Origin of the sequence: Actinomadura macra NBRC 14102, assembly GCF_001552215.1 — a bacterium.
In the GTDB taxonomy this organism is placed as follows: domain Bacteria; phylum Actinomycetota; class Actinomycetes; order Streptosporangiales; family Streptosporangiaceae; genus Spirillospora; species Spirillospora macra.
The window spans coordinates 142,728-167,538 of record NZ_BCQT01000018.1 but is presented as its reverse complement, the minus strand read 5'-3'; the positions used below and the strand labels follow the sequence as shown (position 1 = coordinate 167,538).

At 71.0% G+C, this 24,811-nt stretch carries 16 protein-coding genes; 15 read left to right on the top strand and 1 reads right to left on the bottom strand.

Annotation, left to right across the window (positions count from 1 at the left end; translation table 11 throughout):
- Positions 1-8: 8 nt before the first annotated feature.
- Positions 9-1,391 carry an FAD-binding oxidoreductase gene (locus tag AMA02S_RS28475; protein WP_067463891.1) on the bottom strand — a complete coding sequence of 461 codons (1,383 nt, stop codon included), beginning with the start codon at positions 1,389-1,391 and terminating at the stop codon, positions 9-11.
- Between the two features lie 191 nt (positions 1,392-1,582).
- Here AMA02S_RS28475 and AMA02S_RS28470 point away from each other — a divergent pair, with 191 nt between their 5' ends.
- From AMA02S_RS28470 to AMA02S_RS43035, 15 genes are all read left to right on the top strand, one after another.
- The gene (locus tag AMA02S_RS28470) at positions 1,583-3,637 is read left to right on the top strand and encodes a serine/threonine-protein kinase (RefSeq protein ID WP_067463888.1); all 2,055 of its coding nucleotides are present in this window, start codon (positions 1,583-1,585) and stop codon (positions 3,635-3,637) included.
- On the top strand, positions 3,634-4,554 hold the full coding sequence (locus AMA02S_RS28465) for a hypothetical protein (protein WP_157430879.1): 921 nt from the start codon (positions 3,634-3,636) through the stop codon (positions 4,552-4,554). The genes AMA02S_RS28470 and AMA02S_RS28465 overlap by 4 nt, the downstream gene beginning before the upstream one ends.
- Positions 4,555-4,605: 51 nt before the next feature.
- On the top strand, positions 4,606-5,577 hold the full coding sequence (locus tag AMA02S_RS28460; protein ID WP_157430878.1) for an alpha/beta hydrolase: 972 nt from the start codon (positions 4,606-4,608) through the stop codon (positions 5,575-5,577).
- Positions 5,578-5,733: 156 nt separating this feature from the next.
- Positions 5,734-6,258: a DUF4231 domain-containing protein gene (locus tag AMA02S_RS28455; protein WP_067463882.1), complete on the top strand. Its 525-nt coding sequence runs from the start codon at positions 5,734-5,736 to the stop codon at positions 6,256-6,258.
- A 309-nt stretch (positions 6,259-6,567) separates the two neighbouring features.
- The gene (locus AMA02S_RS28450) at positions 6,568-11,871 is read left to right on the top strand and encodes an NB-ARC domain-containing protein (RefSeq protein ID WP_067463879.1); all 5,304 of its coding nucleotides are present in this window, start codon (positions 6,568-6,570) and stop codon (positions 11,869-11,871) included.
- Entirely contained in the window at positions 11,868-13,142 is a 1,275-nt protein-coding gene (locus AMA02S_RS28445; protein WP_067463876.1) for a hypothetical protein, read from the top strand. The genes AMA02S_RS28450 and AMA02S_RS28445 overlap by 4 nt, the downstream gene beginning before the upstream one ends.
- Positions 13,139-14,107 (top strand): hypothetical protein, encoded by a 969-nt coding sequence (locus AMA02S_RS28440; protein WP_067463873.1) that lies wholly within the window; start codon positions 13,139-13,141, stop codon positions 14,105-14,107. The genes AMA02S_RS28445 and AMA02S_RS28440 overlap by 4 nt, the downstream gene beginning before the upstream one ends.
- Before the next feature lie 134 nt (positions 14,108-14,241).
- Positions 14,242-14,736 (top strand): hypothetical protein, encoded by a 495-nt coding sequence (locus AMA02S_RS28435; RefSeq protein ID WP_084265685.1) that lies wholly within the window; start codon positions 14,242-14,244, stop codon positions 14,734-14,736.
- Positions 14,736-16,112: a hypothetical protein gene (locus tag AMA02S_RS28430; protein WP_067463867.1), complete on the top strand. Its 1,377-nt coding sequence runs from the start codon at positions 14,736-14,738 to the stop codon at positions 16,110-16,112. The genes AMA02S_RS28435 and AMA02S_RS28430 overlap by 1 nt, the downstream gene beginning before the upstream one ends.
- On the top strand, positions 16,109-17,398 hold the full coding sequence (locus AMA02S_RS28425) for a VWA domain-containing protein (protein ID WP_067463865.1): 1,290 nt from the start codon (positions 16,109-16,111) through the stop codon (positions 17,396-17,398). The genes AMA02S_RS28430 and AMA02S_RS28425 overlap by 4 nt, the downstream gene beginning before the upstream one ends.
- A 32-nt stretch (positions 17,399-17,430) precedes the next feature.
- The gene (locus AMA02S_RS28420; protein ID WP_067463862.1) at positions 17,431-18,549 is read left to right on the top strand and encodes an ATP-binding protein; all 1,119 of its coding nucleotides are present in this window, start codon (positions 17,431-17,433) and stop codon (positions 18,547-18,549) included.
- Positions 18,546-21,452 carry a DUF5682 family protein gene (locus AMA02S_RS28415; RefSeq protein WP_439951615.1) on the top strand — a complete coding sequence of 969 codons (2,907 nt, stop codon included), beginning with the start codon at positions 18,546-18,548 and terminating at the stop codon, positions 21,450-21,452. Before AMA02S_RS28420 ends, AMA02S_RS28415 begins: the two co-directional genes overlap by 4 nt.
- A gap of 778 nt (positions 21,453-22,230) precedes the next feature.
- Entirely contained in the window at positions 22,231-22,758 is a 528-nt protein-coding gene (locus AMA02S_RS28410; RefSeq protein WP_067463859.1) for an ATP-binding protein, read from the top strand.
- Positions 22,743-23,636 (top strand): SAM-dependent methyltransferase, encoded by an 894-nt coding sequence (locus tag AMA02S_RS28405; RefSeq protein ID WP_084265683.1) that lies wholly within the window; start codon positions 22,743-22,745, stop codon positions 23,634-23,636. The genes AMA02S_RS28410 and AMA02S_RS28405 overlap by 16 nt, the downstream gene beginning before the upstream one ends.
- 180 nt (positions 23,637-23,816) lie before the next feature.
- A complete protein-coding gene (locus AMA02S_RS43035; RefSeq protein WP_169806909.1) occupies positions 23,817-24,803 on the top strand; it encodes a hypothetical protein in 987 nt (328 codons plus the stop codon).
- The last annotated feature ends 8 nt before the right edge of the window (positions 24,804-24,811 follow it).

Genomic DNA, 24,811 nt, shown 5'->3' with positions numbered 1-24,811 from the left:
CCCGCTTTTCAGTTCGGCCTGATGTTCTGGTTCAAGTGGAACAGGTTGCCGGGGTCGTAGCGGGATTTCACGTCCGCGAGGCGCCGGTAGTTGTCGGCGCCGAGCCCCGCCTTCACCCGGGTCCGGCCCTCGTCCCCGATGAAATTCAGGTAGACCGCCCCCGTCGACCAGGGCTTCACGGCCGCCCGCACGTTGTGCACCCAGGCGATGGCGCGCTCGTCGTCCGCCTCGTCCTCCCAGAGGGCGAGCGGGTGAGCGACCCACGGCGCCTTCCGCCACGGGATCGGGTAGTCGGCGCCGGCGTCCGCCATCGCGCCGCCGCCCGGGAGCAGGGTGTGCAGCGACGGTGACGGCACGACCATCTCGGACGCGCGTGCCGCGAACGCCGCGATCGCCTCGTCCGGCACCCCGTGCAGGTACTCCGCCGACCAGTAGTTCCGGAGTCCGGGCGGGTCGTCGAACATGCACTGCATGTCCGCGTACGGCATCTCCAGGACGACGCCCCCGGTGTGCCCGAGCTCCATCATCGGCGCCAGTGCGGCATCCGCGTCCTCCCCCGTCCCGGCGTAGATCAGCAGGGTCGCGAAGGCCAGCTTGCCCACCATCTCCTCGGGGACGAACTCCTCGGGGGGCGGTGTCAGGTACAGGGCCGCACCGCCGAGATCATCGGGCGCGTTCGCCATGCAGTCGCGGTAGGCCAGCGCGATCTCGGCGCCCGCTTCCGGTGGCCACAGCAGGAACGCCAGCGTCACCGTCGCCAACTCGTGCAGCCGGAACGTGAACGAGGTGGCCACGCCGAAGTTGCCGCCGCCGCCGTGCAGCGCCCAGAACAGGTCCGGGTTCTCGTCCGCGCTCGCCCTGATCTTCTCGCCCGCCGCCGTGACGACCTCCACCTCCAGGAGGTGGTCGCAGGCCAGACCGTACTTGCGTTCGAGCCAGCCCGAGCCGCCACCGAGCGTGAAGCCGCCGACACCCGTCGTGGAGACCCGTCCGCCCATCACGATCATGCCGTACGGCTCGGTCGCGCGGTCCATGAGTCCCATCGTCGCGCCGCCGCCGACCCGGGCCGTCCCGGCCTCGGGGTCGATGGTAATCGCGTCCATCCGGCGCAGGTCGACGACCAGGCCGCCCTCGCTGAGCGCGGTGCCGGCGACCCCGTGCCCGCCACCGCGCACGGCGATCTCCAGGCCGAGGTCGCGCCCGGTCCGCACCGCGCGTACGACGTCGTCGTCGTTCGCGCACTGGGCGATGAGGGCCGGGCGCCGGTCGATCATCGCGTTGAACAGCGTCCTGGCCTCGTCGTATCCGGGATCGCCTGGCTGAATGACGTCGCCCGCGAACCCGGTGTGCAGTTCCGTCACCGCCGCTGCGTCGATATGCGTGGAAGTCATGCCCCTCCCCTCTCGTATCCGCGCCCCGGAACGGGCACGGCCTTATCGGTGCGGGAGCGAGGGGTTGGGGTTGTGCGATTGCATCGGCCTGCCGTGGTGGCCGCATGACCCATTGTTCTCTCCCCCGAAGGCTATGAGAAGCGATAACTTGAACTAGACCCCTCCATCACCATTCCTTTAAGGGGCCGGGCATGCGTATCGGCGGCTACCTGGTGCTCCGGACGCTCGGCGAAGACGCCATGGGCGTCATGTACCTCGCGACGGCCCCGGACGATCGCGCGGTGGTGGTGCGGGTACTCGCACCCGGGATCGACGAGACGGTGCGCCACCGGCTGGGACGCGTGGCAGCGGCGCTCCGACAGGTACGCGAACCGCACATCGCGGAGGTTCTCGACGCCGACCTCGACGCCGACCTGCCCTACATCGTGACCCGTTACGTGCGGGGACGGACGCTTGAGGAGACCGTCGAGACGCTGGGCCCGCTCGGCGGGCGGGACCTGTGGATGCTGGCCGCCGGCCTCGCGTCGGCGATGGCGGCGCTCCACCGCGCCGGGATCGTCCACCACGACATGACACCCGGCAACGTGCTGATGACCAGCGGCGGACCGATGATCGTCGGCGTTGGCCTCGGCCTCGGCCAGTTCGCCGACTCGACCCGGCTGACCGCCACCGGCATCATGATCGGGAGTACCGGCGGCTACCTCGCGCCGGAGATCATCGAGGGCGGCGCATCGGGGCCGCCCTCGGACGTGCACGCATGGGCGGGCACCCTCGCCTATGCCGCGACCGGGCGGCCGCCGTTCGGCTCCGGCCCGTTCGAGTCGATCCTCCTCAACATCATGCGTGGCACGCCCGACCTGGACGGCGTGCCGGACGCGATGCTCCCGATGCTCCGCTCGGCGATGGCCAAGGCTCCGGCCGACCGTCCCACCGCCGACGCGCTGGTCCGGATGACCGGTGACGCCGACGACGACCTCGACCTCGACCTCGACGACGAGTGGGACACGACCTCCACCCGCACGCACCGGGCGCCACCGGCGGTGCGGCCGGGCGGCGACACGGGGCCGCCCGAGGGGGCCGGGATGGCCTCGCGGCCCGCGCCGATCCCGCAGCAGCCTTACACGGCCCCACGACCCCGGCCTGCCTCGGGGATCATTCCTCCTTTCAGTGGGAGGGGGACAGGGCAGTCCCCCTGGCGCTCGGCACTCATGGCACTGGTGCTCATCCTCGCCTGCACCGCAGGGGTCGTCTGGAGCACGCGGACAGGCCGGTCGTGGGTCGCGCTGGCGCCGATCGCCATCGCCGCCGTGATCGCTATGGTCTACGTCCTCGCCGTCCGCCTCCGGCGGTGGCGGATCACGGCCGACCACCGCCGGGTCGGGCGGCGCAACGCCGAGGCGCTGCGGTTGATCGGCAGAGCGGAGTACGGCGCGGCGGAGACGGCCCTCCGCGACCTCGTGGGCTCGCTCGCGGCGGACGATCCGCAGGCGGTGATCGCCCGGAACAATCTGGGCGTGGCGCTGCGCGGGCTCGGCAGACCCGAAGCCGCCGACACCGCCTTGTCCGCGGCCCTGGAGAACTCCTCCGCGGATGTGGGGCGCCGCGTGCGGGCCAACCTCGCCGCTCTCCGGTTCGAACGCGGGCTCGCCGGCCCCGACCAGCTCCGGGCGTCGCTCTCGGCCGCGGCGAGCGGGCGTCCGGCGGACGCGGTCATCCGCGGGAACCTGGCCGTGGCGCTGCACGGCGCTGGACGGCTGGAGAAGGCCGCCCGGGATGCGGCGAAGGCGCTGGAGACCGCCGTGGGGTCCTTCGGGCCCGACGACGCGAGGACTCTGGCCCTCCAAGCCAACCTCGGGGCGGTGCAGCGCGATCTCGGGGAGCCCGAGAGGGCTGAGGCGCTGTTACGGGAGTCCTTTGAACGCTCCCGCGCCATCCTCGGCGGCGACCACCCGCAGACGCTCGTCGCGCAGGCGGGCCTTGCCGCGCTGCTCGCCGATCGCGGACGGCTGGACGAGGCCCTCGCCCGGCTCCGGGAGGTCCGCGACGTCCGCATCCGCACGCTCGGGCCCGGCCATCCGGCGACACTCCGGGCGGGGACCAACCTCGGCTTCCTCTACCTGCGGGACGGCGACCTGCATCAGGCGGAGACGATCTTCGCCGCCGTCCTCGACGCCGAGGGATCCGCGGGCGGGCTGGAACAGATCATGGCGCGGGCCCGCGAGGGGCTCGCCAGGGCGCGGCCATGAGCCGCAGGGTCCGGCCGTTGCTCGTCGGCCTCGCCACCGCCGTGTCGGCGTCCGCGCTGGGCGTCGCGGTCAACATCGCGACCGACCTACAGGGGAATGTGCTGGCCTGGATCACGGTCGGCACGATCACCGCCCTCACCGGAACGGTCACCGGGGTCATCGACAGCGGCCGGGAGCCGGACGGCGAGCCGCAGGATCCGCTGGCGGACGTCGTCCTGACCATCGAGTGCGAGGTCAGGGCCGACGGCTCCGGGTCCCTCAACGTGAAGGTTCACGACAGGGAGGCCGAACACCTGCTGCCGCACCTGCCCGCGTTCCTTCCGCGCGTCGCGCCCGCTCCGAACGGGGCGCTGCCGCGCCCCCTGCCCGTCGCACTCGTCACCCGCAGCCGGACCACCGGGATCGCCCGGCGCCTCCGCACGGTGGACGAGCAGTGTTCCGGGCTCGCCGCGCTGGACGTCCACCTGTGCGTCACCGACAACCCGGACCGCCGCCGGGAGGCCATCCGGACGGCACCGGTCGTCCTCCTGGACGACCACTGCCACTCCGCGTCCACGCGCCTGCTGGTCGGTGGGCTGGACCTCACCGACCTGCGCGGCGCCGACGGCACCGGTCTGCGCACCCGCGTCATCGTCCTCGGCTGCGAGGACGGCGCCTCGGCGGCCCATACGAGGGCGCTGAGACGCAGCCTCGACCGTCCGGTGGCCTTCCTCGGCAGTTCTGATGCCGTCCCGCCCGGCCATGCCGCCGTCCTCTACCCGCATGTCCTGGGGGAACTGGCGGCATTGGCGGGGGGTCATGCCGGGGAGAGCGAACTGCAAGGGGCCCTCGAAACCGCACTCCACCTCGCCCAGCTCCAGAAGCCCCAACTCGACTGGAGCCGGTGGTTCACGACCGTCCTGCATCCGGCGCCCTAGAGGGGAAGGACCTCCTGGGCGCGAACTCCCTTTCTCGCCTAGGCTGCGGTCGTGAGCCCATGGTCCGACGCGCGGCCCGACGTACTCGGGCCCGGCTATGAGGCGATCGAGCTGCCCATGGGCGAGGACGGCGAGGGGCCCGTGTGCGCGACCCTCGTCCGGCGGGCGGCACCGGGTGGAGGGGCCGGCGCGGTCCTGTGCCTGCACGGATACAACGACTACTTCTTCAATACCGAACTCGCGGATTTCCTCGTCGCGCGGGGACGCGACTTCTACGCCTTGGATCTGCGTAAGTGCGGCCGTTCCTGGCGCCCTCATCAAACGCGGCTTCACTGCCGTTCCCTCAGCGACTACCTGGACGACCTCGACGCCGCCATACGGGTCGTATCAGAGGGGGACGGGCATGACGACGTTCTCCTTTTAGGCCACTCCATGGGCGGGCTCGTCAGCGCATTATGGCTGGCTGTGCAGGAGCCGGGAGGGCCTGTCTCCGCGCTGTGTCTCAATAGCCCGTTCCTCAGCAGCGGAGTGCCGCTGGCGATGCGCGCGGTGCTGGATCCGCTGTTGAGTCGGGCCGCGAGCCGCCGGCCGCTGGCGGCCTTTCCCGGACAGATGTCCCCCCGTTATCCGCGGAGCCTGCACCGGGCCCATGACGGGATATGGGACTTCGACGAGGACTGGAAGTCGACGAGCGGCACCCGGCTGCGGCTGGGGTGGCTCGCGGCGGTCCACGCAGGGCAGCGGACCGTGCACGCCGGTCTCGGTATCACGGTGCCCGTGCTGGTGCTGTGCAGTTCTCGCAGCAGCGGCCGCCGGGCGTCGCCCGCCCTGCTGCGCCGTTCGGACTGCGTGCTCGACGTCGCGGCGATCAGGAGGCTGGCGCCGCGCCTCGGCGCGGACGTCACCGTCCAGGTCGTGCGGGACGCCGTGCACGACGTGCTCCTGTCCGGGGACGAGGCGCGGCGGACGGCCTACGGCGTCCTGGACGGCTGGCTCTCGCGCCTGCCCCGTTCGACCCGGTGAAAGCGCGGCGATGGTGATCGCGTTCGCGGTGTGCTCGGCGGCGCAGGAGGAAAGCGCCGTGAGACTCGCTGACGAGTTCTTCTTCGATGGGTACGTTCCAAGAGTGTATGAGAGTGGAGAGAACCACCGATAGCCCGCGGAGAACGGAACATCTGGATGCGACTCGCGCGTTCCTCCGGACCACCGAAATTCCAGCCGCCCCTGGTGCCCCCGGACGCGGGTTTCCCCGCGTCGGTCGAGGCGTACGCGCTCAAGGTCCGCGATTTCTACGATCTTCGGGCGCGGTGGCACCGGCGCTTCTTCCGGGTGACCAGCATCCTGGTCATCCTGATCGGCGCGGGTTTGCCCCTGGCCGCGGGGCTGAAGTACGACGGCAAGTCGGTGGTCCTCGCCCTGGCCGGAGTCACGATCTCGGTGCTGACCGCGCTGCGCTCCTTCTACCACTGGGACCAACTCTGGGTGATGCTCCGCAACACCGAGATCGTCGTGCACGACGCCTACGTCACGTGGAAACGCAAGGACGCCGACATCGCGAGATCGGCGGCGCCGGACATGGCGGCCCTGCGCGACCAGGCCGCCCAGGAGTTGATGACACTGCTCCTGGACCTGCGGCGGGGGGAGGCTGAAACGTTCTTCAGCGCACTTCTCAGCTCTCAGCAGGCGGCGCGCGGGCCGGTCTAGCGCGGCTATTAGTGATCTTCCCGAGCACGTCCCGGTTTCGGCCACGATCCCCGCTCGATTCACCTGAACCGAAATCGCACAGCTTCTTGTACGCCCTTCCTGTGACGATGACATCCGGCCTTCGATGCCTCACCATTGGGGCACGATCGGTCAACGGGGGTCTTGATGAAGACAGAGTTTGGTGGCGACCCTTCTGGGCGAAATATCCGATTCATAGTCGCGCTGCCGCTGATCCTCTTAGTTCTGCTCGCGGCCACCTCGCTCCCCCGTGAAAAAAGTCTCTACATCACCGCCATTCTGGTCCTCGTCATGTTCGTCTTCAGCAGCATGACCATCCGCTCGCGGATGCAATCGCTGAACACGGTCGTCCCCTTCGGCGCCACCGAACCCCAGGCGTCCGAACACGAATACCTCGTCCCCCGGGAACTCCCGCCCGCCCCACCCGTCTTCGTCGGGCGGGTCGACGAGATCCGCAGGCTGAAAGACGAACTCCCGCCCGCGCGCCGGTCCCGCACATCGATCGCGATCATCCACGGCCCCGGCGGAATCGGGAAGTCGGCGTTGGCGATCACATTCGCGCACCAGGTCGCCGGCAAGTTCCACGACGGTCAGCTCTACATGCGGGTATGGCACGAGGACAATCCGTCCGACCTCACCGAACAGATCCTGGAGAAGTTCGTCCGGGCGCTGAAGAAGCCCGACGAGGAACTGCCGTCCGGCGAGGCCGCGCTCAGGAAACGCTATGCCGAGCTGACCTCGGGCCGAGTGCTGATCGTGCTCGACGACGTCGGCCCGGACTTCGATCTCACACCGCTCCTGCCGAGCGGCCCCAGAAGCCTGCTGATCGCGACCTGTCCACGCAGGCCCCGGCTGGCGGGCTCCCCGGCCACCGACATCTCGCTCATGGCTCTCCGCCACGACGAGGCCCTCGACCTGCTGCGGAACACGATCGGCGCGCAACGGGTGGACAACGAGCTGGACCAGTCGAAGGCGCTGGCCCGCCAGTGCCAGGGGCAACCGCTGGCGTTACGCATGGCGGGCACGGCCCTGGCCAGCCGGCCGAACTGGGCCCTGCAACTCGTCCTGTCCCAGGCGCGGCCCCCCGCCGGAGTCCCCGTCTCCCTGCTGCGGCACGGCGACGACCAGCAGCCTCGCTGGTTCGACGCCGTCTACGCGCTTCTCACCAGCAACGAGCAGGACGCACTGAGCGCCCTGTACAGGCTGGAGCGCCCGCATTTCACGCCGCGGATGCTCAGCCGGGTGCTGGGGACGGACGAGCGGCACGCCGGGCGCCTCGCCGCGCGGCTCGCCGACGCCGGGCTGATCGAACGCTACAACCCGAACTCCGCCGCAACGTCGTACCGGGTTGAGGAGACCGTCCTCAAGTACGCCGCCCTGCTGCGCGGCACGCCGCAGCGCCCTCGCCGCAGCGGCTCCTCGCCCGCCGGGCCGGAGGGCGGGGGCCCTCCGCAGCCACCGCACGACCGGACCCAGAGCCTCGACGAACTGCTCCAGGAGCACGGCGGTTTCACCCTGGCCATCTACGCCATGCGCGAGGCCATGGGAGCCTCCCGGGCGGAGGGGAAGCGCACGGACGAGGCCCTCGCCTGCGCGGCACTCGCCGAGCTGTACGCGGAGCTGGGCGAACTCCTCGTCGCCGAAGACCTGGCCTACCGCGCCCTGAACGACGCGGCGAGCATCGCCCAGGCGCGGCGCTGTCTCAGCCGCATCGAACGGCACCGCAACCGGCTGGAGGCGTCCGTCGAGCACGCCGCGGAGGCGGTGAAGATGGCGCAGGTCCTGGAGAACCGTCCCGAGCAGGTCCACGCCCTGCTCGCGAACGCCATGGCGCTCTGCACGCGCGGCGCACCGGACGACGCGATCAAAGCGCTCCAGGACTGCCTCGAAGCCAGGCATCACTGCGAGACCTACCCGGCGGAGTGCGGCCACCTGCTGCCCGCCGTGCTGTGGACGCACGCGCGGGTGCTCTCGATCGGCAGGGACCACCCCGCCGCCTTCGAGATCCTGGACGAGGCCGAGGAGCACATCGCCAAGAGCGGCCGGCAGTCCCTGTACACCCCGTGGATCGACCACCTGCGCGCGGGCATCGCGATCGAGCGGCTCGAACGCGAGGCGGCGGAGCGGTACGCACTCCAGTCCCTGGACGCGTTCACGCAGCTCAGGCATCGCTTCGGGGTGGCCCATTGCCAGTACGAACTCGGCCGCCTCTACCTGCGGAGCGAGCGTGCCAGGGAGGCGGTGCGCGTCCTGCGGCAGTCCGTGGAGACGTTCAGCAACTGCGGGGATCTGCTGATCTGGACACACGCCAGAATGGAACTGGCGCTGGCCTACGAGGTCCGGGCCCGCTACGGAGACAGCCGCAGGCTGCTGCGCGAGGTACGCGCGTCCTACTTTCAGCTGGAGTACATCCGGGGATGGTCGCTGGCCACCCAGGCGCGGCACCGGACGCGGTTATGGTTCGTCCGGCCGGCCAAGCTCCGGCTCTGGGGAGAGAGCCGGCGGCGACGCAGGCACAGCACCGGCCGCCTCCCCCGCCGGTGGCGTCTCCCGCGCCGGCCGGGCCTCGCCTCCCCGCCGCGGCTGTGGGACGTCGTCACCGGATCGGTCGCGGTCGCGGCACTCGCCCTCCAGCTGCTGCTGCCCGACCCGCAGTTACAGTTCGCGGCACTGGTGCTCGGCGCGTTCCTGCTCGGGCTCGTCCCGTTCCGGAGCCGGCAGACCCCGCTCGTGCCGGTGGCGCGGCCCCAGCGGATCGAGCTGCCCTCCTTCCACGGCCGGGAGGAGCAGCTCCGGGAGTTGACGGACCACCATGACACCTGGAGGCGGGACCATCCGCCGGGCACGCCCCTGGTCCTGGCGATCCATGGGCCCCCGGGGGTCGGGAAGACGGCGCTGGCCCAGCAGCTCGCGCTGCGCATCGGCCCGAGCTACGGGAAGTGGCAGCTCTTCACCAACATGGGAACGGCCGGTGGGCCCCGCCCGCCCCGGGACATCTTGTACGACCTGCTGCGGCAACTCGGCCGCACGAAAGGGGAACTGGAGGGGCTGGACGCGCAGTCGCTCGCGGGGATGTTCCGCGCCGTGACCGTCCATCGGGACATGCTGATCGTGCTCGACGCGGCGCGCAGCCTGGAGCAGGTCCTGGCCGTCCTGCCCGCCGAGAGCGGCTGCACGGTCATCATCACCAGCAGGGCCGGCCTCATGGCGGGCCGCGCGCAGCACACCGTGGCCCTCGGCGTCCCGAGCGAGGACGAGGCGACCCGGATCTTCCGCTGGTCGGCCGGCACGGACGGCCCGCCGCCGCCCCATCTCGTCGCCGAGGCCGTCGAGCTGTGCGGTCGCCAGACGAACGCGCTGCGGGTGGCCGCCGACCGGTCGCGGCGGCACGGGCTGGAGCCGACCCTCGCGCATCTGCGCGACGAGGGGAGGCGGCTGGAGTTCCTGCGCTACGGCGGCCGGGACGTGGCGGAGCGGTTCGAGAGCGAGTACGCCGACCTGGAGCAGGAGGAGCGCGAGGCTCTGCTGCTGTTGACGATCCCGGAGTCGCGGACGTTCGTCCCCTGGGTGCTCCAACCCCTGCTCGGCATCGGCTCCGACCAGGCGGGGAACCTGATGACGTCCCTCAGCAGGGTCGGGCTCCTGGACATCCAGGGCCAGGACGTCGCCGGTTTCGCGCGCTACCGCCTCAGCCCGCTGATGCGGCTCTTCGCCAGGCGGCAGATCGCCTGCGGCGACATCACGCGCGCCAGGCTCGTCCAGGCCCGGTCGCGGTTCCGGCACGCCTACCTCACAGGATCACTGCGGGTGCTCGCCAGGCTCGACATTCCCGAGATCCAGCCGCCCTGGACCGACGACGCGCCCGACACCTGGTTCCCCGAGATCCCCGGCTGGGAGTCGATGATCGCCGATCATCTGCCCGCGTGGGTGCGCGCCGAGTTCGGGAACCTCGTCCGTACCGTCCACGAGGCGCACCGGCGGGAGGCGCACGCGGCCTGCCGGCACATCGCGGCGCGGATCGGCGACTGCTATGCCTCCCCGGTCCGGCACCAGACCGTCCGCGAGGCGTTCGCCCTCGCCGTGGAGTCCGCGCGGACGGAGGGTTCCGTCGAGGGGGAGATCGACGTCCGGATCGCCCGGGCGGGCTACCTAAGCACGGTCACCGACTACCCCCTGGCCATCAGTGAGCTGCGCTCGCTGGAGGAGATGCCGCTGTCGGGGACCCGCCGCGTCGAGGTGGGGCGCCGGCTCGGCCACGCGCTGCACGAGATCGGCCTGCACCGGGAGGCCGACGAGGCCATCCGCGCCGTCTCCCCCACCGACGCCCACGCCGAGGTCGGCGCCGAAGGGCTGCTCCTGTGCGCCGTGCAGCACGAGGCGCGCGCGGGACGCGGCACTGGCCACGGCGCCGGCCGCTGGGTGTCCGGCGCGTCCGTCCCCGAACTCGGCTCCGACGAGCCACCCGCATCGCGCATCCTCGCGGGGGTGCTGGAGGCGCGCCGCGCCAGACGGCGGCGGGACGTGACCGTCGCGGAGCGGGCGCTGGACGCTGCGCGCGTGCTGTGCCGCGAGGAACTCGCCGACGGGGCCGCGCTCGACGGGGAACGCGTCGAGCTGTACCTGCACTGCCGCGCGTCCAGGCCCCGCGGACACGGACGGACGCCGGACGCCGAGGAGGTGACGACCCTCGCCGGGCGGGCGGTCCGGTCCTTCGACCGGATCGGACGTCCGATCGGGCGGGTGCGCGCCCGGCTCGCCTACGCGCGGGCGCTCCTGTACGCGGGGCAGACCGAGGAGTGCGTGCGGCAGCTGGACGACGCGCAGCGGATCCTGTGCGAGGTGCCCGACGTCGGCGCGCGGCGGCAGGCCGCGGGCCTCGCGCAGATCCGGGGCGAGGTGCTGCTGCGGCTCGGCGACCAGCGTGCCGCCATCTCGTCCCTGGAGAGGGCCGGGCGGTGGTTCACCGAGCACGAGACCTACTCGTTCGCGGTGACGCTGTCGCTGCTCGCCGACGCGCGCCGGCAGGCGGGCGACCTCACCGGGGCGCTGGAGGACTATCGCCGCGCGGAGCGGCTCTTCGCACGGCACGGCGACGAGGTCGCGGCGAGGGCCATGCGCCGCCGGCTCCGCGCCCGGCTCGTCCGGCGGGCGCTCGGTCCGGTGCCCGGGCATATCGCCGGGCCCCGCGCGGACGACGGACCGCCCGTCGCCGCCGATGCCGGGGACGACGAGTTGCCGGGGCTCTTCGTCACCGCCCGGCGCGAGCGCGACGAGCCGATGCACGCCGACGGCCCCGAGACGCTCGGCGTCGATATCAGCTGGCAGGAGGGGGGCGAGGCGACACCGATCCCCTCGCGGCTGGAAATGCGGGTGATCGTCCTGGCCGGGGACCTGCCCGTGCGTCCCGCGTCGCGGACCGGCGTCCTGACGCCGGACGGGATCGACCGGCCGCTCACCTTCGCCTTCACCCCCGGGCATCCCGGCGCGCTGGCCGTGCGCGTCAGGGTGTACGAGGCGAGGACCGGGTTCCTGCTGCACGAGATCACGGGGGACTTCGACGTGACAGCGGAAGCCGGAGCGAGTACGCATCGATGACCGAAGACCCCCCTTTCCGTTCCACCTACGACAACAGCAAGCGCCGCATCCCGACCAACGAGCTGTGCCGCAGCCGCACGATAGAGCTGCGTTTCGACCAGTTCGGCGACCGACTCCGGCTGCTCATGAGATGGACGGGGTTCGGCGAGGACGGCGGCGGCGAGCTTGAGGGCATGCTGCGCCAGCCCAGGGAGGTGATCGAGAAGACCGTCCGGGAGGTGATCGAGACCTGGGACGAACAGGTCATCTCCTATTACCAGGGCGAGCGGGGCGAGTATCCGTTCGAGAACCACTTCGACGTCTCCAGGGTGATCCCCGTCGCCGACCAGCAGAACATGAGGCGCAGGCTGGCCTGGAAGGGCACCCTGCTGTTCCGGCACCTCTTCCAGGACGGCGAGAAGATGGCGGAGATCTCCGAGGTCCTCGTCCACGCGCTCAACACCGGGCAGCAGCGCATCAGGGTCCGGGCGGACATGCTGTCGATCCCCTGGGCGATGCTCTACACCCCGACGGACTCGGAAGCCGACTTCTACGACCCCGACGCCGACTGCGACCCGCTGGGCTTCTGGGGATGCCGGCACCTGCTCGAACACGTGACGGAACGGGACGCGCAGTTCGACTCCCGGTTGTGCCGGGCGGGAGACCGGCCGCTGGTGGGCATGAACGTCGATCCCCGGCTGGACGAGGACTTCCCGAGAGCCCGCTGCGTCGCACCGATGATCGATTTCTTCCGGGAGCACGCCCGGCGGACGGACGTCCGCAGCGACTGGCACTCCCTGGCCCGCGCCTACCGGAACGGGCAGTTGGAGGACGAGATCAGCTACTTCGGGTTGCACGCCTCATCGGATGGTCAGGGCGGCTCCGGGCCGACGAAGTTCGAGCTGGGCGACGGGGAGGCCGTCTCGGAAAGCGACCTGGCCGGCTGGCTGGGCGGGCAGCGGCTCGGCTCCGGACCCGTGATCTTCTTCAACGCCTGCAAGGGCGGACGGCTCGGCTCGATGTACCACCCGTCGTTCGGCAAACTGCTGCTGGGCGCCGGCGCGAACTGCCTGGTCGGCCCCCAGGTCGACGTGACGCCGCGGTTCGCCCGCGACTACGCCATGGAGTTCTTCCGGCTGTTCTTCGAGCGCGGGACCCGCATCGGAGACGTCGTGCACCTGCTTGCACGGCGCCTTCTGCTGGACTACGCCAATCCGCTCGGGTTGGCGATCTCGCTCTATCGAGGGCTCGACACGCACCTGGCGCCCGCCGAGACCTTGGAGGTCGTGTGACCGTCCTGCTCGACCTCGATGCGCGGGGCTCGCTCCTGGATCCGGAGACCGGACGCCCGGTCGGCGCCCGCGCGGTCCCCGACACGCTCCACCGGCATGTGCGCGTTCCGCGCGAGGCCACCGACGTCGTCGTCTTCGTGCACGGATGGCGTACGTCGCAGCGGAAGGCGCGGCGGTTCTTCGACGGTGTCCGGTCGCGCTGGGAGACGGCCCCCGACCGGTATCCGGCGCTGGCCGCCTACCGTCCGTACAACGTGATCGTCCGCTGGCCGTCCATGAGCGCGTGGAACCGCCTGGGGTACGAGCGGATCCGGGATCGTGCGCACGCGATGACCACGCAAGGAGAGGCCGCCACCGTCATCGCGCAGCTCCTCGGCTATCTGAACCGGAACCGGCGGCCCCCGGCGCGCGGCCCCGCCCGCCTGCGCAGCGCCACCGGCCAGTACCTCCACTGCGCCGGTCATTCGTTCGGCGGACGCTTCCTCTGCCAGGCGATCCAGGAGGCCGCCGACCCGCGCCGCCCGCCCACGCTGGACTGGCCCTGGCGCGACGCCGCCTACCCCTACACGGTCGACAGTCTGCTCGTCTTCCAGATGGCCGCGCCGCCGGACGCCTTCGCCACGGCGTTCCCGAGGCTGCTCGGAGACGCGCCGATCAACTGCCCGATCGTGCTGACGCGGTCCGACTCCGACCATGCGGCCGGGCTCTGGCACCGGAAAGCGGAGGGCACGCCGGGCATCGGCAGTGTCGGCGCCGAGGCCCCCGCGGGCGAGATCACCTCGATCCGGCTGCGTCCCGCGAACGAGGACTACCGCCGGGCCGACCTCGGGTCGCGGATCGTGAACGTGGACGCGAGCTGGCGCTACCGGCGCGCCGGAGGGCTGTCGTTCACCGGCGCGCACTCCGCGTTCTGGCACGTGGAGTCCATGCACCTCTTCCTGAGCCTGGTCGCCCTCTCCCGCTGAGCCGGGCGGCGGATTGGACTGTCGGACCCGGCTGGGAGTGTTCTGGCGGCTGAGGGATTCGAACCCCTGCGCGGTTCGGGTCCCGGTAGCTTTTCCGGTTCATGATCGTCGTTCTGGCTGGGGGTCGGGAGCAGATGAGCGCGGACAGTACCGCGTGGGAACGGCGCAGCGCGGTGCGGGTGGTGCCACCCGCCGAACCGCGCAAGCTCGCCAAGGTGCCGTTCGTCGAACTGGCGGACGGGCGGCTGCAAGGCGTGGTGTCGAGCGGGTCGGACATCGCCCGCGTGTACGTCTCGTCCATCGCGGCGAAGACGCACGGGTTCAGTTGCAGTACCAACAACAACCGGCCGTGCGGCGGGCTGAGCGGGACGTACCCGTGCAAGCACCTGCACGCGCTGGCGGACGAGGCGGTGCGGCAGTACGGCCTCGACCGGGTGGCGCGCTACCTGAAGGTCGAGGTCGGTGCGGGCGAGAGCCTCATGAGCGGGCTGAACGGGACGAAGGAGCCGGCGCCCGCGGCCGTCGTCTTCAGCCGGTTCCTCCGGCACCTGGCGTATCTGGAGCTGCCCGGCACCGCCGAGCCGCTGGTGGAGATGCACTGGTTCCCCGCCACCGGGGCGGTGGGCTGATGCTCGCGGTACAGCTCGCGGAACTGGCCGAACCACCGGCGGGAGTGGACGAGGCGCTCGGTCTCGCCGACGGGTTCGACGACGCGCTCGTGCACGGGCTCGGGCGCCTCGACGAGCGGCGCGCGGCGGCGCTCGGCGCGCTCGCCGGGGCACTGGACGGCTCGCCGCTCGGGCGGCCGGCGGGTGAGGCGCTCGGGAAGCTCACCGCCGGGTCGGTCGGGGACGAGCAGCTCGCCGCGCTCGCCGGGGCGCGCGGCGCCCTGTTCGGGGCCGTCCACGACGCGCTCCTGTCGCGTCTGGACGATGCGCTCGGGCGGGAGCGGGACGGCTGGGACGGCCCCGGGGAGACCGAGGGCGTCCCGGAGAACCTGCTCAGCGGCTGCCGGTCCTGGCTGAACGAGCTGGCCATCGCGGGATGGCGCGGCGTCGACCACGACCTGGTGTCGGCCTCCGACCAGACGCTCGAAGCGGTGCTCGCCGAGCCCCGGCTGCGGCGGCTGGGCGTCCTGCTGGACGGCCTGGCCGCGGAGCTGCGGGCGTCGTGCCCGGTCGCGACGCTGGAGCGGCTGCCCGTGCGACGGTGGGCCGACCTGTGGGCGCGCGGCGTGCTGCTGTCGCACTCGGCCTTCCCCCGCGGGCCCGCGGAGACCGTGACCGGGCGCCTGCTCCCCCTCGGCGTGGACGTCCACGAGCACGGCACGGCCGTCCAGGTGGAGGTGCACGGCGTCCTGGAGTCGCCCGGCGCGCGGCCGCGGCTGGTGCGGACGGGTGTCGCCGCCGCGAAGGTCGACACGATCGTCGGCCCGGCGGTCTGGCAGCTGTTCGGCGGGCACCCGGTGCTGATGAAGGCGCTCGCCGAGCGCCGCGGCGTCGCCGTCGAAGACCTCACCCTGCGCGACGGCCACCTCCTGTGGGACGACTCCAGGGCGCGTCCCGACGCGGCGGCCGACCCGTTCGCGACCGCGCGGCTGATGCTCGGTGAGGCCGTCGCCCCGGCCGTCCCGCCGCTGGACCGGCACCCGGCCCGGATCTCCGAGCCCGTGCTGCTGGAGGGATACACGGTGGACGGCACCACCTGGGTGCTGGACGGCCACCGGATCGAGGTCGAGGTGGATCGGCTCCCGTCCTGCGGGCCTCTCACCCCCGCGCTGGTGGCCGCGTCGTCGGCCTGCGTGGGGCTCGTCCGCTGGGACGGCGGTGCGTGGCGGCTCCAGCCCCTCGCCGTCCAGGCGACGGTGAAGAAGAAGCCGGTCGAGGCGCATGGCGGTGACTGGGCGCTCGGCGCGACCGACCCCAAGGTCGTGAAGGCGGTGGCGCGCTCCGGGGACGTCGTGGCCGTGCTGCGCGAGCGGGCGGGACGGTTGCTGCGCAAATGAGCGATGCTGATGACAACCGGCGGCAGGTGCTCTACTGGCGGCTGCTGGCCCGCGTCTTCGACCCCGAGGAGCAGCCGTCACTGGAGTCGGCGAGCGTCGCGATCGTCGACGATCTCGGTCTCCCGCCCGCGCTGCTCGATCCCGGCGTCTCGGTCGACACCATCGTGCAGCGCTTCCCCGACCTCGCCACCGAGATGAACGACCTGATGGCTCCGCGCGAGGGGGCGGACGAGGCGGGTGAGCCCGCCGAGCGGGTGCGGCGTGCGGCGCTGGTCTCCAAGCTGCTACTCAACGTGTTCTGCACGGGGGCCGGCAACGTCAGCGCGAACCAGCTCGCCGATTGGCAGAAGGACGCGGGGTGGCTCAGGCAGGCACTCGGCGAGGAGGGCGCCGCGCAGGCGGGCGGCGTGCTGTCCGAGCTCGAAGGCGACCTGGTCAGGCGGATGCAGCTGCGGGAGGTGCTGGCCGACCCGCGGCTCGCGAGCCGGCTGACGCCGAGCATGTCGCTGATCGAGCAGTTGCTGCGCGACAAGGCGAACCTGTCGGGGGTCGCGCTGGCCAACGCCAAGGCGCTGATCCGCCGGTTCGTGGACGAGGTCGCCGAGGTGCTGCGAACGCAGGTGCAGCAGACGAGCGCCGGGACCATCGACCGGTCCGTCCCGCCCAAGCGGGTGTTCCGCAACCTCGACCTCGAACGGACGATCTGGAAGAACCTCACGAACTGGAGCCCGGAGGACGAGCGGCTCTACGTCGACCGGCTGTTCTACCGGCACACCGCGAAACGGACGACGCCCGCGAAGATGATCGTGGTGGTCGACCAGTCAGGGTCGATGGTCGACTCGATGGTGAACTGCACGATCCTCGCGTCCATCTTCGCGGGGCTGCCGAAGGTCGACGTGCACCTGATCGCTTATGACACGCGGGCGCTCGACCTCACGCCGTGGGTGGCCGACCCGTTCGAGGTGCTGCTGCGCACGAACCTCGGGGGCGGCAACGATGGCCCCGTCGCCATGGAGATGGCGCGACCGAAGATCACCGACCCGCGGAACACCGTGCTGGTGTGGATCTCCGACTTCTACGAGTTCGACCGGTCCCAGCCGCTGTTCGACGGGATCGAGGCCGTGCACCGCTCCGGCGTGAAGTTCATCCCGGTGGGCTCGGTGAACAGCTCGGGAACGCAGATCGTGAATCCGTGGTTCCGCGAGCGCTTCAAGAACCTCGGCACGCCCGTGATCTCCGGGCACATCCGCAAGCTCGTCGCAGAGCTGAAGACCTTCCTCGACTGACGCCCGGCCACCTGACAACTCACGGAGACATCATGACCGACGACATGCTGCGCGCGCCCGCCGAGGTGAAGTACGCCGAGGAACTCGACTGGCTGGAGTCGATCGACGACTCCCCCAAGCCGTTCTCGTGGCGGCTCAGCCCGAAGATGGTGCGGCTGTTCGTGCTCGGCTCCGAGCGCGCGGACGGCCTGGACCGCGAGATCCCGCAGAAATGGTTCGGTGACCGGAGCTTCGTCGAGCGCGCGATCGTGACGCTGGCGTCCGACCGGGGACTGCTGCTCATCGGCGACCCCGGGACGGGCAAGAGCTGGCTCGCCGAGCTGCTGTCGGCCGCGATCAGCCGGAACTCGACGCTGGTCGTGCAGGGCACGGCGGGGACGACCGAGGACCACATCAAGTACTCCTGGAACGTCTCCATGGTGATCGCCAAGGGGCAGTCCCGGCAGTCGATGATCCCCTCGCCGATCATGACGGCGATGGAGGCGGGGGTGATCGGCCGGTTCGAGGAGCTCACCCGCTCCACCAGCGACGTCCAGGACGCGCTGATCTCGATCCTGTCGGAGAAGTACGTGTCCATCCCGGAGCTGGACGACGACAACATCGTGTTCGCCAAGCCCGGGTTCTCGATCATCGCGACGGCCAACAGCCGCGACCGGGGCGTCAACGACCTGTCGTCGGCCCTGAAACGGCGGTTCAACTTCGTCCGCATCCCGGTGGTGACCAACAAACGCAGCGAGGCGGAGATCGTCCGGTTCCGGACGAGCGAGCTGCTGCGCCGGCACAGCATCGAGCTGGAGCTGCCGCCGACGCTGCTGGACGTGCTGTTGCAGAGCTTCGCCGACCTGCGTGCCGCGGCGGCGTCCGCCACCAGCGACGACGAGAAGCTGGAGTCGGCGCTGTCCACCGCCGAGCAGATCGGCGTGCTGGAGGACGCCATCCTGCACAGCCAGTTCTTCGGCGACGCGACCCTGCGCGCGGAGACGCTCGGCGGGTCCCTGGTCGGATCGCTCGCGCGCCGCAGCCCGGAGGATCTCGCGATCCTGAACAAGTTCTGGCATGGCGTCGTCGAGCCGCGCAGCAAGAAGGAGGGCGGCGGCCCGTGGACGGGCTTCCTTGAGGGCGGCCGCCAGGCGATCTCGACCCTGTCGTGAGCGTCGACATCGGCGCGGACGGCGCCACCACCGCCGGCGCCGCCACCGGCGCCACCGCCGGGAGCGCGTTCGGCGCGCTGCGGGACCAGCTCCAGGACGCCGCGCGGGTCTTCGGCGGGCAGGACGCGGTGTCGGGGATCCTCACGGGGATGGTCGAGGACGTCGGCCGCGCGCTCGGCGAGCGGCTGGAGATCTTCCCGGTGTGCCACCACTCGCCCGCGTCGGCGCTGGCGATGGCGCGGCGGCTGCGCGACAAGCGGCCGTCGGTCATCTACCTGGAGCTGTGCGAGGACATGGCGCCGCTGCTGGACGAACTGCGCAACTGCCGGCTGCCGGTGGCGTTGCAGGCGTTCGCGAGCGAGCCGGACGGCTTCCCGATGGCCTGGGCACCGCTCAGCGTCATCGCGCCGATCACCGAGGCGTCGGCGGAGTACCAGGCCATCGCGTACGCGCTGGACACCCCGGGCGTCGAGATCGTCCTGGTCGACCGGTCCACCGACCACGTGTACCAGTGGGAGCCGGCGGACACACCGGCGTCCGAGGCCGAAACCGGTACCGAGGACGAACCCGGCACCGAGGACGGCGACGCGGCGCTGCACGGCGACGCGGTCGGGGTCGAGATCGGCGACCTGCGCCCCGGCTTCGCCGAGCTGGAGGCGCACCTGCTGCACCACGGAAGGGTGCGGCACTGGTCGGAATGGTGGGACCAGTACGTCGAGCAGCCGCTGTACGGCGCCGACTACGACACCTACCGGCAGGTCATGGTGCTGATCGGCAGCCTCTTCCGGCGGCTGCGCCCCACCCGCGGCGACCGTGACCGCCGCGACGAGGACCGCGAACGGTACATGTGGACGCGGATGCGCGAGCACCTCGCGGCCACCGGCACCGCCCCGTCGGACTGCCTGTACGTGTGCGGCGCGTTCCACGCCGCCAGCCGGGTCGAGCAGTTCGGGCTGTCGGCGGACGCGGAACCGTACGAGATCAGCCCGCGGACGGCGACGCGCTGGCGGTACGGGCTGATCCCGTCCAGCCACTCGGCGATCGAGGCGCAGTTCGGGCTCGCGTCGGGTTCGGTGTCGATCGCGGCGGCGACGTTCGCGAAGGCGTTGAAGCGCGGCGGCGTGACACCGTTCCGGCTGGACGGGCAGAAGGGCGGCACGGCACCGGCGAGGAAGTCGAAGCGGGCGTCCGCGCCGGCCGTGGCGCCGGTCGTGGACGGGCCGGTCGCCGACCGGCTGTCGGGATACCTGTCGAGCCCACCCGTCCTGGACGGCCTGGACGAGGCGGAGCTGCTCGGCTGGTGCGTCGACATCGTCCGGCTGGCGCGTCGCAACGGCTACCTGTCCAGCACGGCCGACGCCATCGCGGTGTTCGAGACCTCGATCCTGCTGGCGGGGATGCGGGGCCGGGCACGCCCGACGCCGTACGACTTCCAGGACGCAGCGATCACCTGTATCGAGAAGGACTCGGTGCCCGGCCGCCGGGACGTACGGCGGCTGTGCGAGATCCTCCTCGGCGGCGACCGGATCGGCTCGGTCGGCTACGAATCGCTGCCACCGCTGGCTCGGGACGTCCTGGACCGGCTGGAGCCGCTCGGCCTGGACCTCCAGAAGCGCACCATCCAGCGGGCGCTGCTGAACCTCGACGCGGACCCGGCCCTCGCGCCCTGCTCGCGGCTGCTCTGGATCCTGCGGAGGCTGCTGCCCGACGGCGCCGTCCGCCCCATCATGGGGTCGAGGAAGCTCGGCGAGCGCTCCATCCAGGAGAGCTGGGACCTCGCGATCGGCCGCAACCAGCGCTCGATCGTCGAACTGGGCTACGAGGGCGTCACCGTCGAGCAGGTACTGGAACAGCGGCTCCGGCGGGCGGTGTGGGGGCCGAAGGCGACCGCCGCCGGCGCGCTGGAAGCCGTCGAGAACGCCGTCCTCTACCTCGGCGGGCGGCGGCTCCCCGATGAGCTCGGCGCGCGTGCGGTGGAGTTGCTGGCCGCCGAACGCACGGTGGACGACGCACCGGAGGTGCTGCGCCGCGTCCGGCGGCTGCTCGCCCACTACCGCGCCACGGAACCGGAGCTTCCGGCGTGGTGCAAGGCGTTCGTGACCGAGGGCTACGCGCACTACTGCACGCTGCTGCCGACCGCGTTCGTGGACGAGGACACCGGCGTGCGGCAGGTCGCCGCCATGCTCGGGTTCCTGTTCGGGATGGAGAGCCTCGCGCTGTCGCTCGGCTGCGACCACGCCCAGCTCGAACTCGCCGTCCGGCAGTCGCATCCCGAGGCGCCCGCCAAGGTCGCGCTGCTGTGGGCCGCGCAGTCGCAGCTCGGCCTGGCGCCGCTCGCCGAGCTGCGGCGGCGCTGCGACGAACTGCTCGCAAACCCCCTGGTCATCCCGGCGTTCCCGCTCTACATGAGCGGGTTCGTGCAGGCGCTCGAACCGTTCCCGGTGCTGGCGCCGCTCATCGTCGAGGTCATGTCGAAGGCGTTCGCCCGGCTGCCGGACACCGTCCTGCTGCCGTGGCTGCCCAGCCTGATCACGACGCTGCGGGAACACGCACGCGAGCTGGTACCGGTGCTCGTCCGGGAGGCCGCCCGGACGTTCCCCGCCGCGCTGCCCGCCGTGGACGCGTGGGAGCCGCCCTGGACGGCGGCAGGGACGGCCGCGGGCACGTCGGCAGGGACGGTGCCGCCCGTGTCCGTCGCCGCGCCGGGGCCGGTGACCGGGTTGCTGGCCACCCACCCGTCGACCTGCGATGCCGTCGCCACGCTGCTGGGGCATGGGGGATGGGAGGTGCCCGCGGCCCCGTCCGGAAATCCAGCGGTGAAGGCGCTGCTGGCCGCCCACCCCCAGGCTCCTGCCGGGATCGCAGAGGTATTGACCGCAAGCCCGGCCCGGGTGCTGGTCTAGCGGCTCGCGCCTTGACCGGCAACCCCGGCTGTGTTTACTGCAAACCCGGCCCAAGGGCTCACCTGGCGGCTCGCCCTTGACCACGTCTGAGCGAGCGGTTCCGTTTCCTCGTCCCGAACACGGAGGGCGTAGCCGCCTGACCGGAACGTTAGACGTTCCTCACCGATCGCCCGGCGAGGTGGTATCACGCAAACGCGCAGGGTTGTCAAGACCGATTTCGGCGACGCGTCTCCCACGAACTGTCAGTCGGGTGTGTTTCCGGGAGACGGTCACGTTCGGCGGACAGAGCAGAATCGTGAGCAGAACTCGCAATTTCGGCGACAGATCGATCGCCGTTCTGGCACGCTGCGTCCCGCACGTCCCGTGCGCTTCCGGCGTCCCCCGGCACGCTGAACCTCGCCGGCCGCTCCCCTCCTCCCGGACTGGCTCTGTACTGACCCGAATTGAGGGTTTACGGGGGCCGAAAGTTGCCCGAAACCGCAGCTCAGGCGACTCCGGACATCCTTCGGGCGACTCGTCGCGTGCCTGGCGGCAGGGGGTGCCCGCAGGAGACGCGAGTCACGGATTAATTACACAGAGTAACCCTTCGCAGGGTGACATAGGGCCCTTGCATGCGCGCAAGCGTCGGTGACTGACCCGGGTGCCGTGCGTAAAAGTGACTGTCGTGTGGGCGCGTCTCTTCCGGCCCGCATGCAAGGGCCGATGTCCGACTCCCAGCAGGCCATTGGAAGCAATGTTCGCTTACAGCCCGACACGGAGACGTGAAGCCGTCGCTGCCATGAACGCACCAGACGCATGGTCGGGAACCCCGGTCCTGGTACCGGCCCCGGCCCCCGCTCCTTCGCTGGAACTCGCAACCTCGTCCGCCTGGAACAACGGCAAGTCAACCGGGCGCCTCCTCGGCGAGATCGATCTCGCCGCGACACCGGCCGCCGTTCGGCTCGGCCGCTCCTATGTCCGCGAACTGGTCGGCCAGTACTTCGGCGCCGCCCGGTCCGAACTCGCCGACCTGGAGCTGTTGACCAGCGAGGCCATCACCAGTTCGGTTCTCTACGCCCGGCCGCGCCGGGACGGGACCGTCATGTTGTCCGCACTGCACATCGACCGCTTCGTCCGGGTCGAGGTCACCGACGGCGGTGGTCTGCGGGGGCAGGCCCGGCTGCCGGAAGAGCCCTCGCAGAACCACGCACGGGGGCTGGTTCTGATGCGGGCGCTCGCCGCTGACCACGGCACCCATCGCAACCGGAACGGGACGTCCACCTTCTGGTTCGGAGTGGCCATCAGAGAAGGATGGCGATTGCCGTGAACACCGGGTCGGTGCTCAACCTGAGCCGATGGGCCGTCGCCTCCCTCATGGAGGACGCCCATCGGCACCCGGAGACTCCGGCCGGTCTCGACCGGCCAGAGGTCCGGCCAGGGCTCAGCGCACCGGCCCCCAGCGCCGCCAGGATGAACGACTACCTCCTCGGCGGCAAGGACAACTACGCGGTGGACCGGGAGATGGTGGAGTGGGCGCTGTTGAAGGCTCCGATCATCTCCCGGCTCGTCCAGGCGAACCGGGCGTTCACCGAGCACGCCGTCGGTCACCTCGCGCGGGAGATCGGGCTGCGGCAGTTCATCGACGTGGGATGCGGGCTTCCCGGCACGGATGGCGTCGCGGGGGCGCTGCGGGGCACCGATCCGGCCTGCCGGGTCGGCTACGTCGACAACGACCCGATGGTGATCGCGCACGCACGGGCACTTCTCGCCGTGAACGCGGGGACGTGCGCGGTCGCCGCCGACGTCCGCGAGCCCGCCGCCCTGCTGGCGCATCCCGAGCTGCGGCGGGTGATCGATTTCGGGCGGCCGGCCGGGGTGCTGTTGTTCGGCGTCCTGCACTTCCTGACCGACGAGGACGACCCGCGCGGCGTCCTCGGCGAGCTGGTGGCGGGTCTCGCGCCGGGCAGTCACGTCGCGCTCACCCATGTCGAGCGAACGCCCGCCCTGGACACCGTCGCCGTGCTCTTCCGGGAGGCGGGCGTGCCGTTCACACCCCGCGGCCCGGACGAGATCGCCGACATCTGCGCCGGCCTGGAAATACGCGCCGGCCTGGAAATACTCGACGACTCTCGCACGCACCCGCCGATCATCTCCGGTGGGGAACCGCTACCTCTTGCCGGCTTCATCGGACGCAAGCCAGAGTGACACTCCGCCATGATATTAACGCTCAGTGACCGGAAGCCTTCCCGGACCCACGACCTGTTCCGCCCGTCTGAGGCTTCGCTAGGATCGGACTTCCACCAAGTCCAGGTCCAAGGGCGAGTCATGACAACGGACGGCGAGCCGAGGTCTCTCTCCGAAATCACCAAGGACATGGGTCTCAACATGTCCGACGTCGCGGCCTTCTCCGGGCTGGACGAGAGCACCATATTCCGACTTTGGGACAACACAGAATGGCTCGACAGGGTCAGCGGGAGATCCCTGCAGAGCCTCATGTCGTCGGTACCGGGAATCGCCGAGTACTCGATGGCGCACTCCGTCCGTAAGCGCCGGGACAGCCTTGTGGCCGACCTGCACTCCGAGGGGCTCACGGTCGATCTGAAGGCGTTCGAGAACTCCACCGTCTCCCAGCAGCATCTGCTGAACGCGTTGGAAGCCGGGCTGCACATCATGCGCGGCCAGGCGACCCAGAAGACCTCCTCCTTCATCGCCCGTTTCTGGGGACGTGAACAGGACCGCGCGCTCTCGGCCCTCTACTCCACCCAGCCGGGCGAGGGGCTGCTCGACGACCCCCAGAAACTGTACGAGTCGTCGATCGACCTGGCTCCCCGGCTGAACCGCAAGACGTACTCGTTCCACTCGATCCTGGCGCTGAACGTCCTCACGCACCAGGTCAGCAAGGTGACGGGGGCGCTGGAGGCCGATCTCGGCTTCGAGGTGCCCGGACGGCAGACCGCATTCATGATGCGCGGGGTCGTCATGGGCTACCTCATCAGCTCCGGCGACCTCGAGCTCGCCGAGCGGTACCGCAAGGAACTCGACACGACCCCCGTGTACGCGGCCCTTGAGGAATGGGCCTTCCCCACCTACTCGCGCGATGGCCGAATAAGCTCCGACTTCACACTGCCCAGCTCCCTGGTGCTCGTCAACACGGCACGAGAGGTCTTGCGGGAGATCGTCGTCTACAACGACGCCTACGTGTACTACCTGGCGTCGACGTACATCCCGCTGGCCCTGAAACGCGACCCCACGTTCGGCGGAAAGCTCAACGAGCTGATCCTGACGCTGGAACTGCGCGGGGCCGATTGCCAGGACAGAAAAATCCGCGACACCTGCCACGCACTGGTGAGGCGGCTCAAGGGCATGGTTTGAACCCCCAT

What these genes read in the sequence shown, in the direction of transcription:
- AMA02S_RS28405 (WP_084265683.1), top strand. Translation starts at nt 22,743, where the DNA reads ATGGCGATTGCCGTGAACACCGGGTCGGTGCTCAACCTGAGCCGATGG.
- AMA02S_RS28435 (WP_084265685.1), top strand. Translation starts at nt 14,242, where the DNA reads ATGAGCGCGGACAGTACCGCGTGGGAACGGCGCAGCGCGGTGCGGGTG.
- AMA02S_RS28425 (WP_067463865.1), top strand. Translation starts at nt 16,109, where the DNA reads ATGAGCGATGCTGATGACAACCGGCGGCAGGTGCTCTACTGGCGGCTG.
- AMA02S_RS28455 (WP_067463882.1), top strand. Translation starts at nt 5,734, where the DNA reads ATGCGACTCGCGCGTTCCTCCGGACCACCGAAATTCCAGCCGCCCCTG.
- AMA02S_RS28465 (WP_157430879.1), top strand. Translation starts at nt 3,634, where the DNA reads ATGAGCCGCAGGGTCCGGCCGTTGCTCGTCGGCCTCGCCACCGCCGTG.
- AMA02S_RS28475 (WP_067463891.1), bottom strand. Translation starts at nt 1,391, where the DNA reads ATGACTTCCACGCATATCGACGCAGCGGCGGTGACGGAACTGCACACC.
- AMA02S_RS28450 (WP_067463879.1), top strand. Translation starts at nt 6,568, where the DNA reads ATGTTCGTCTTCAGCAGCATGACCATCCGCTCGCGGATGCAATCGCTG.
- AMA02S_RS28420 (WP_067463862.1), top strand. Translation starts at nt 17,431, where the DNA reads ATGACCGACGACATGCTGCGCGCGCCCGCCGAGGTGAAGTACGCCGAG.
- AMA02S_RS28470 (WP_067463888.1), top strand. Translation starts at nt 1,583, where the DNA reads ATGCGTATCGGCGGCTACCTGGTGCTCCGGACGCTCGGCGAAGACGCC.
- AMA02S_RS28410 (WP_067463859.1), top strand. Translation starts at nt 22,231, where the DNA reads ATGAACGCACCAGACGCATGGTCGGGAACCCCGGTCCTGGTACCGGCC.
- AMA02S_RS43035 (WP_169806909.1), top strand. Translation starts at nt 23,817, where the DNA reads ATGTCCGACGTCGCGGCCTTCTCCGGGCTGGACGAGAGCACCATATTC.
- AMA02S_RS28430 (WP_067463867.1), top strand. Translation starts at nt 14,736, where the DNA reads ATGCTCGCGGTACAGCTCGCGGAACTGGCCGAACCACCGGCGGGAGTG.
- AMA02S_RS28445 (WP_067463876.1), top strand. Translation starts at nt 11,868, where the DNA reads ATGACCGAAGACCCCCCTTTCCGTTCCACCTACGACAACAGCAAGCGC.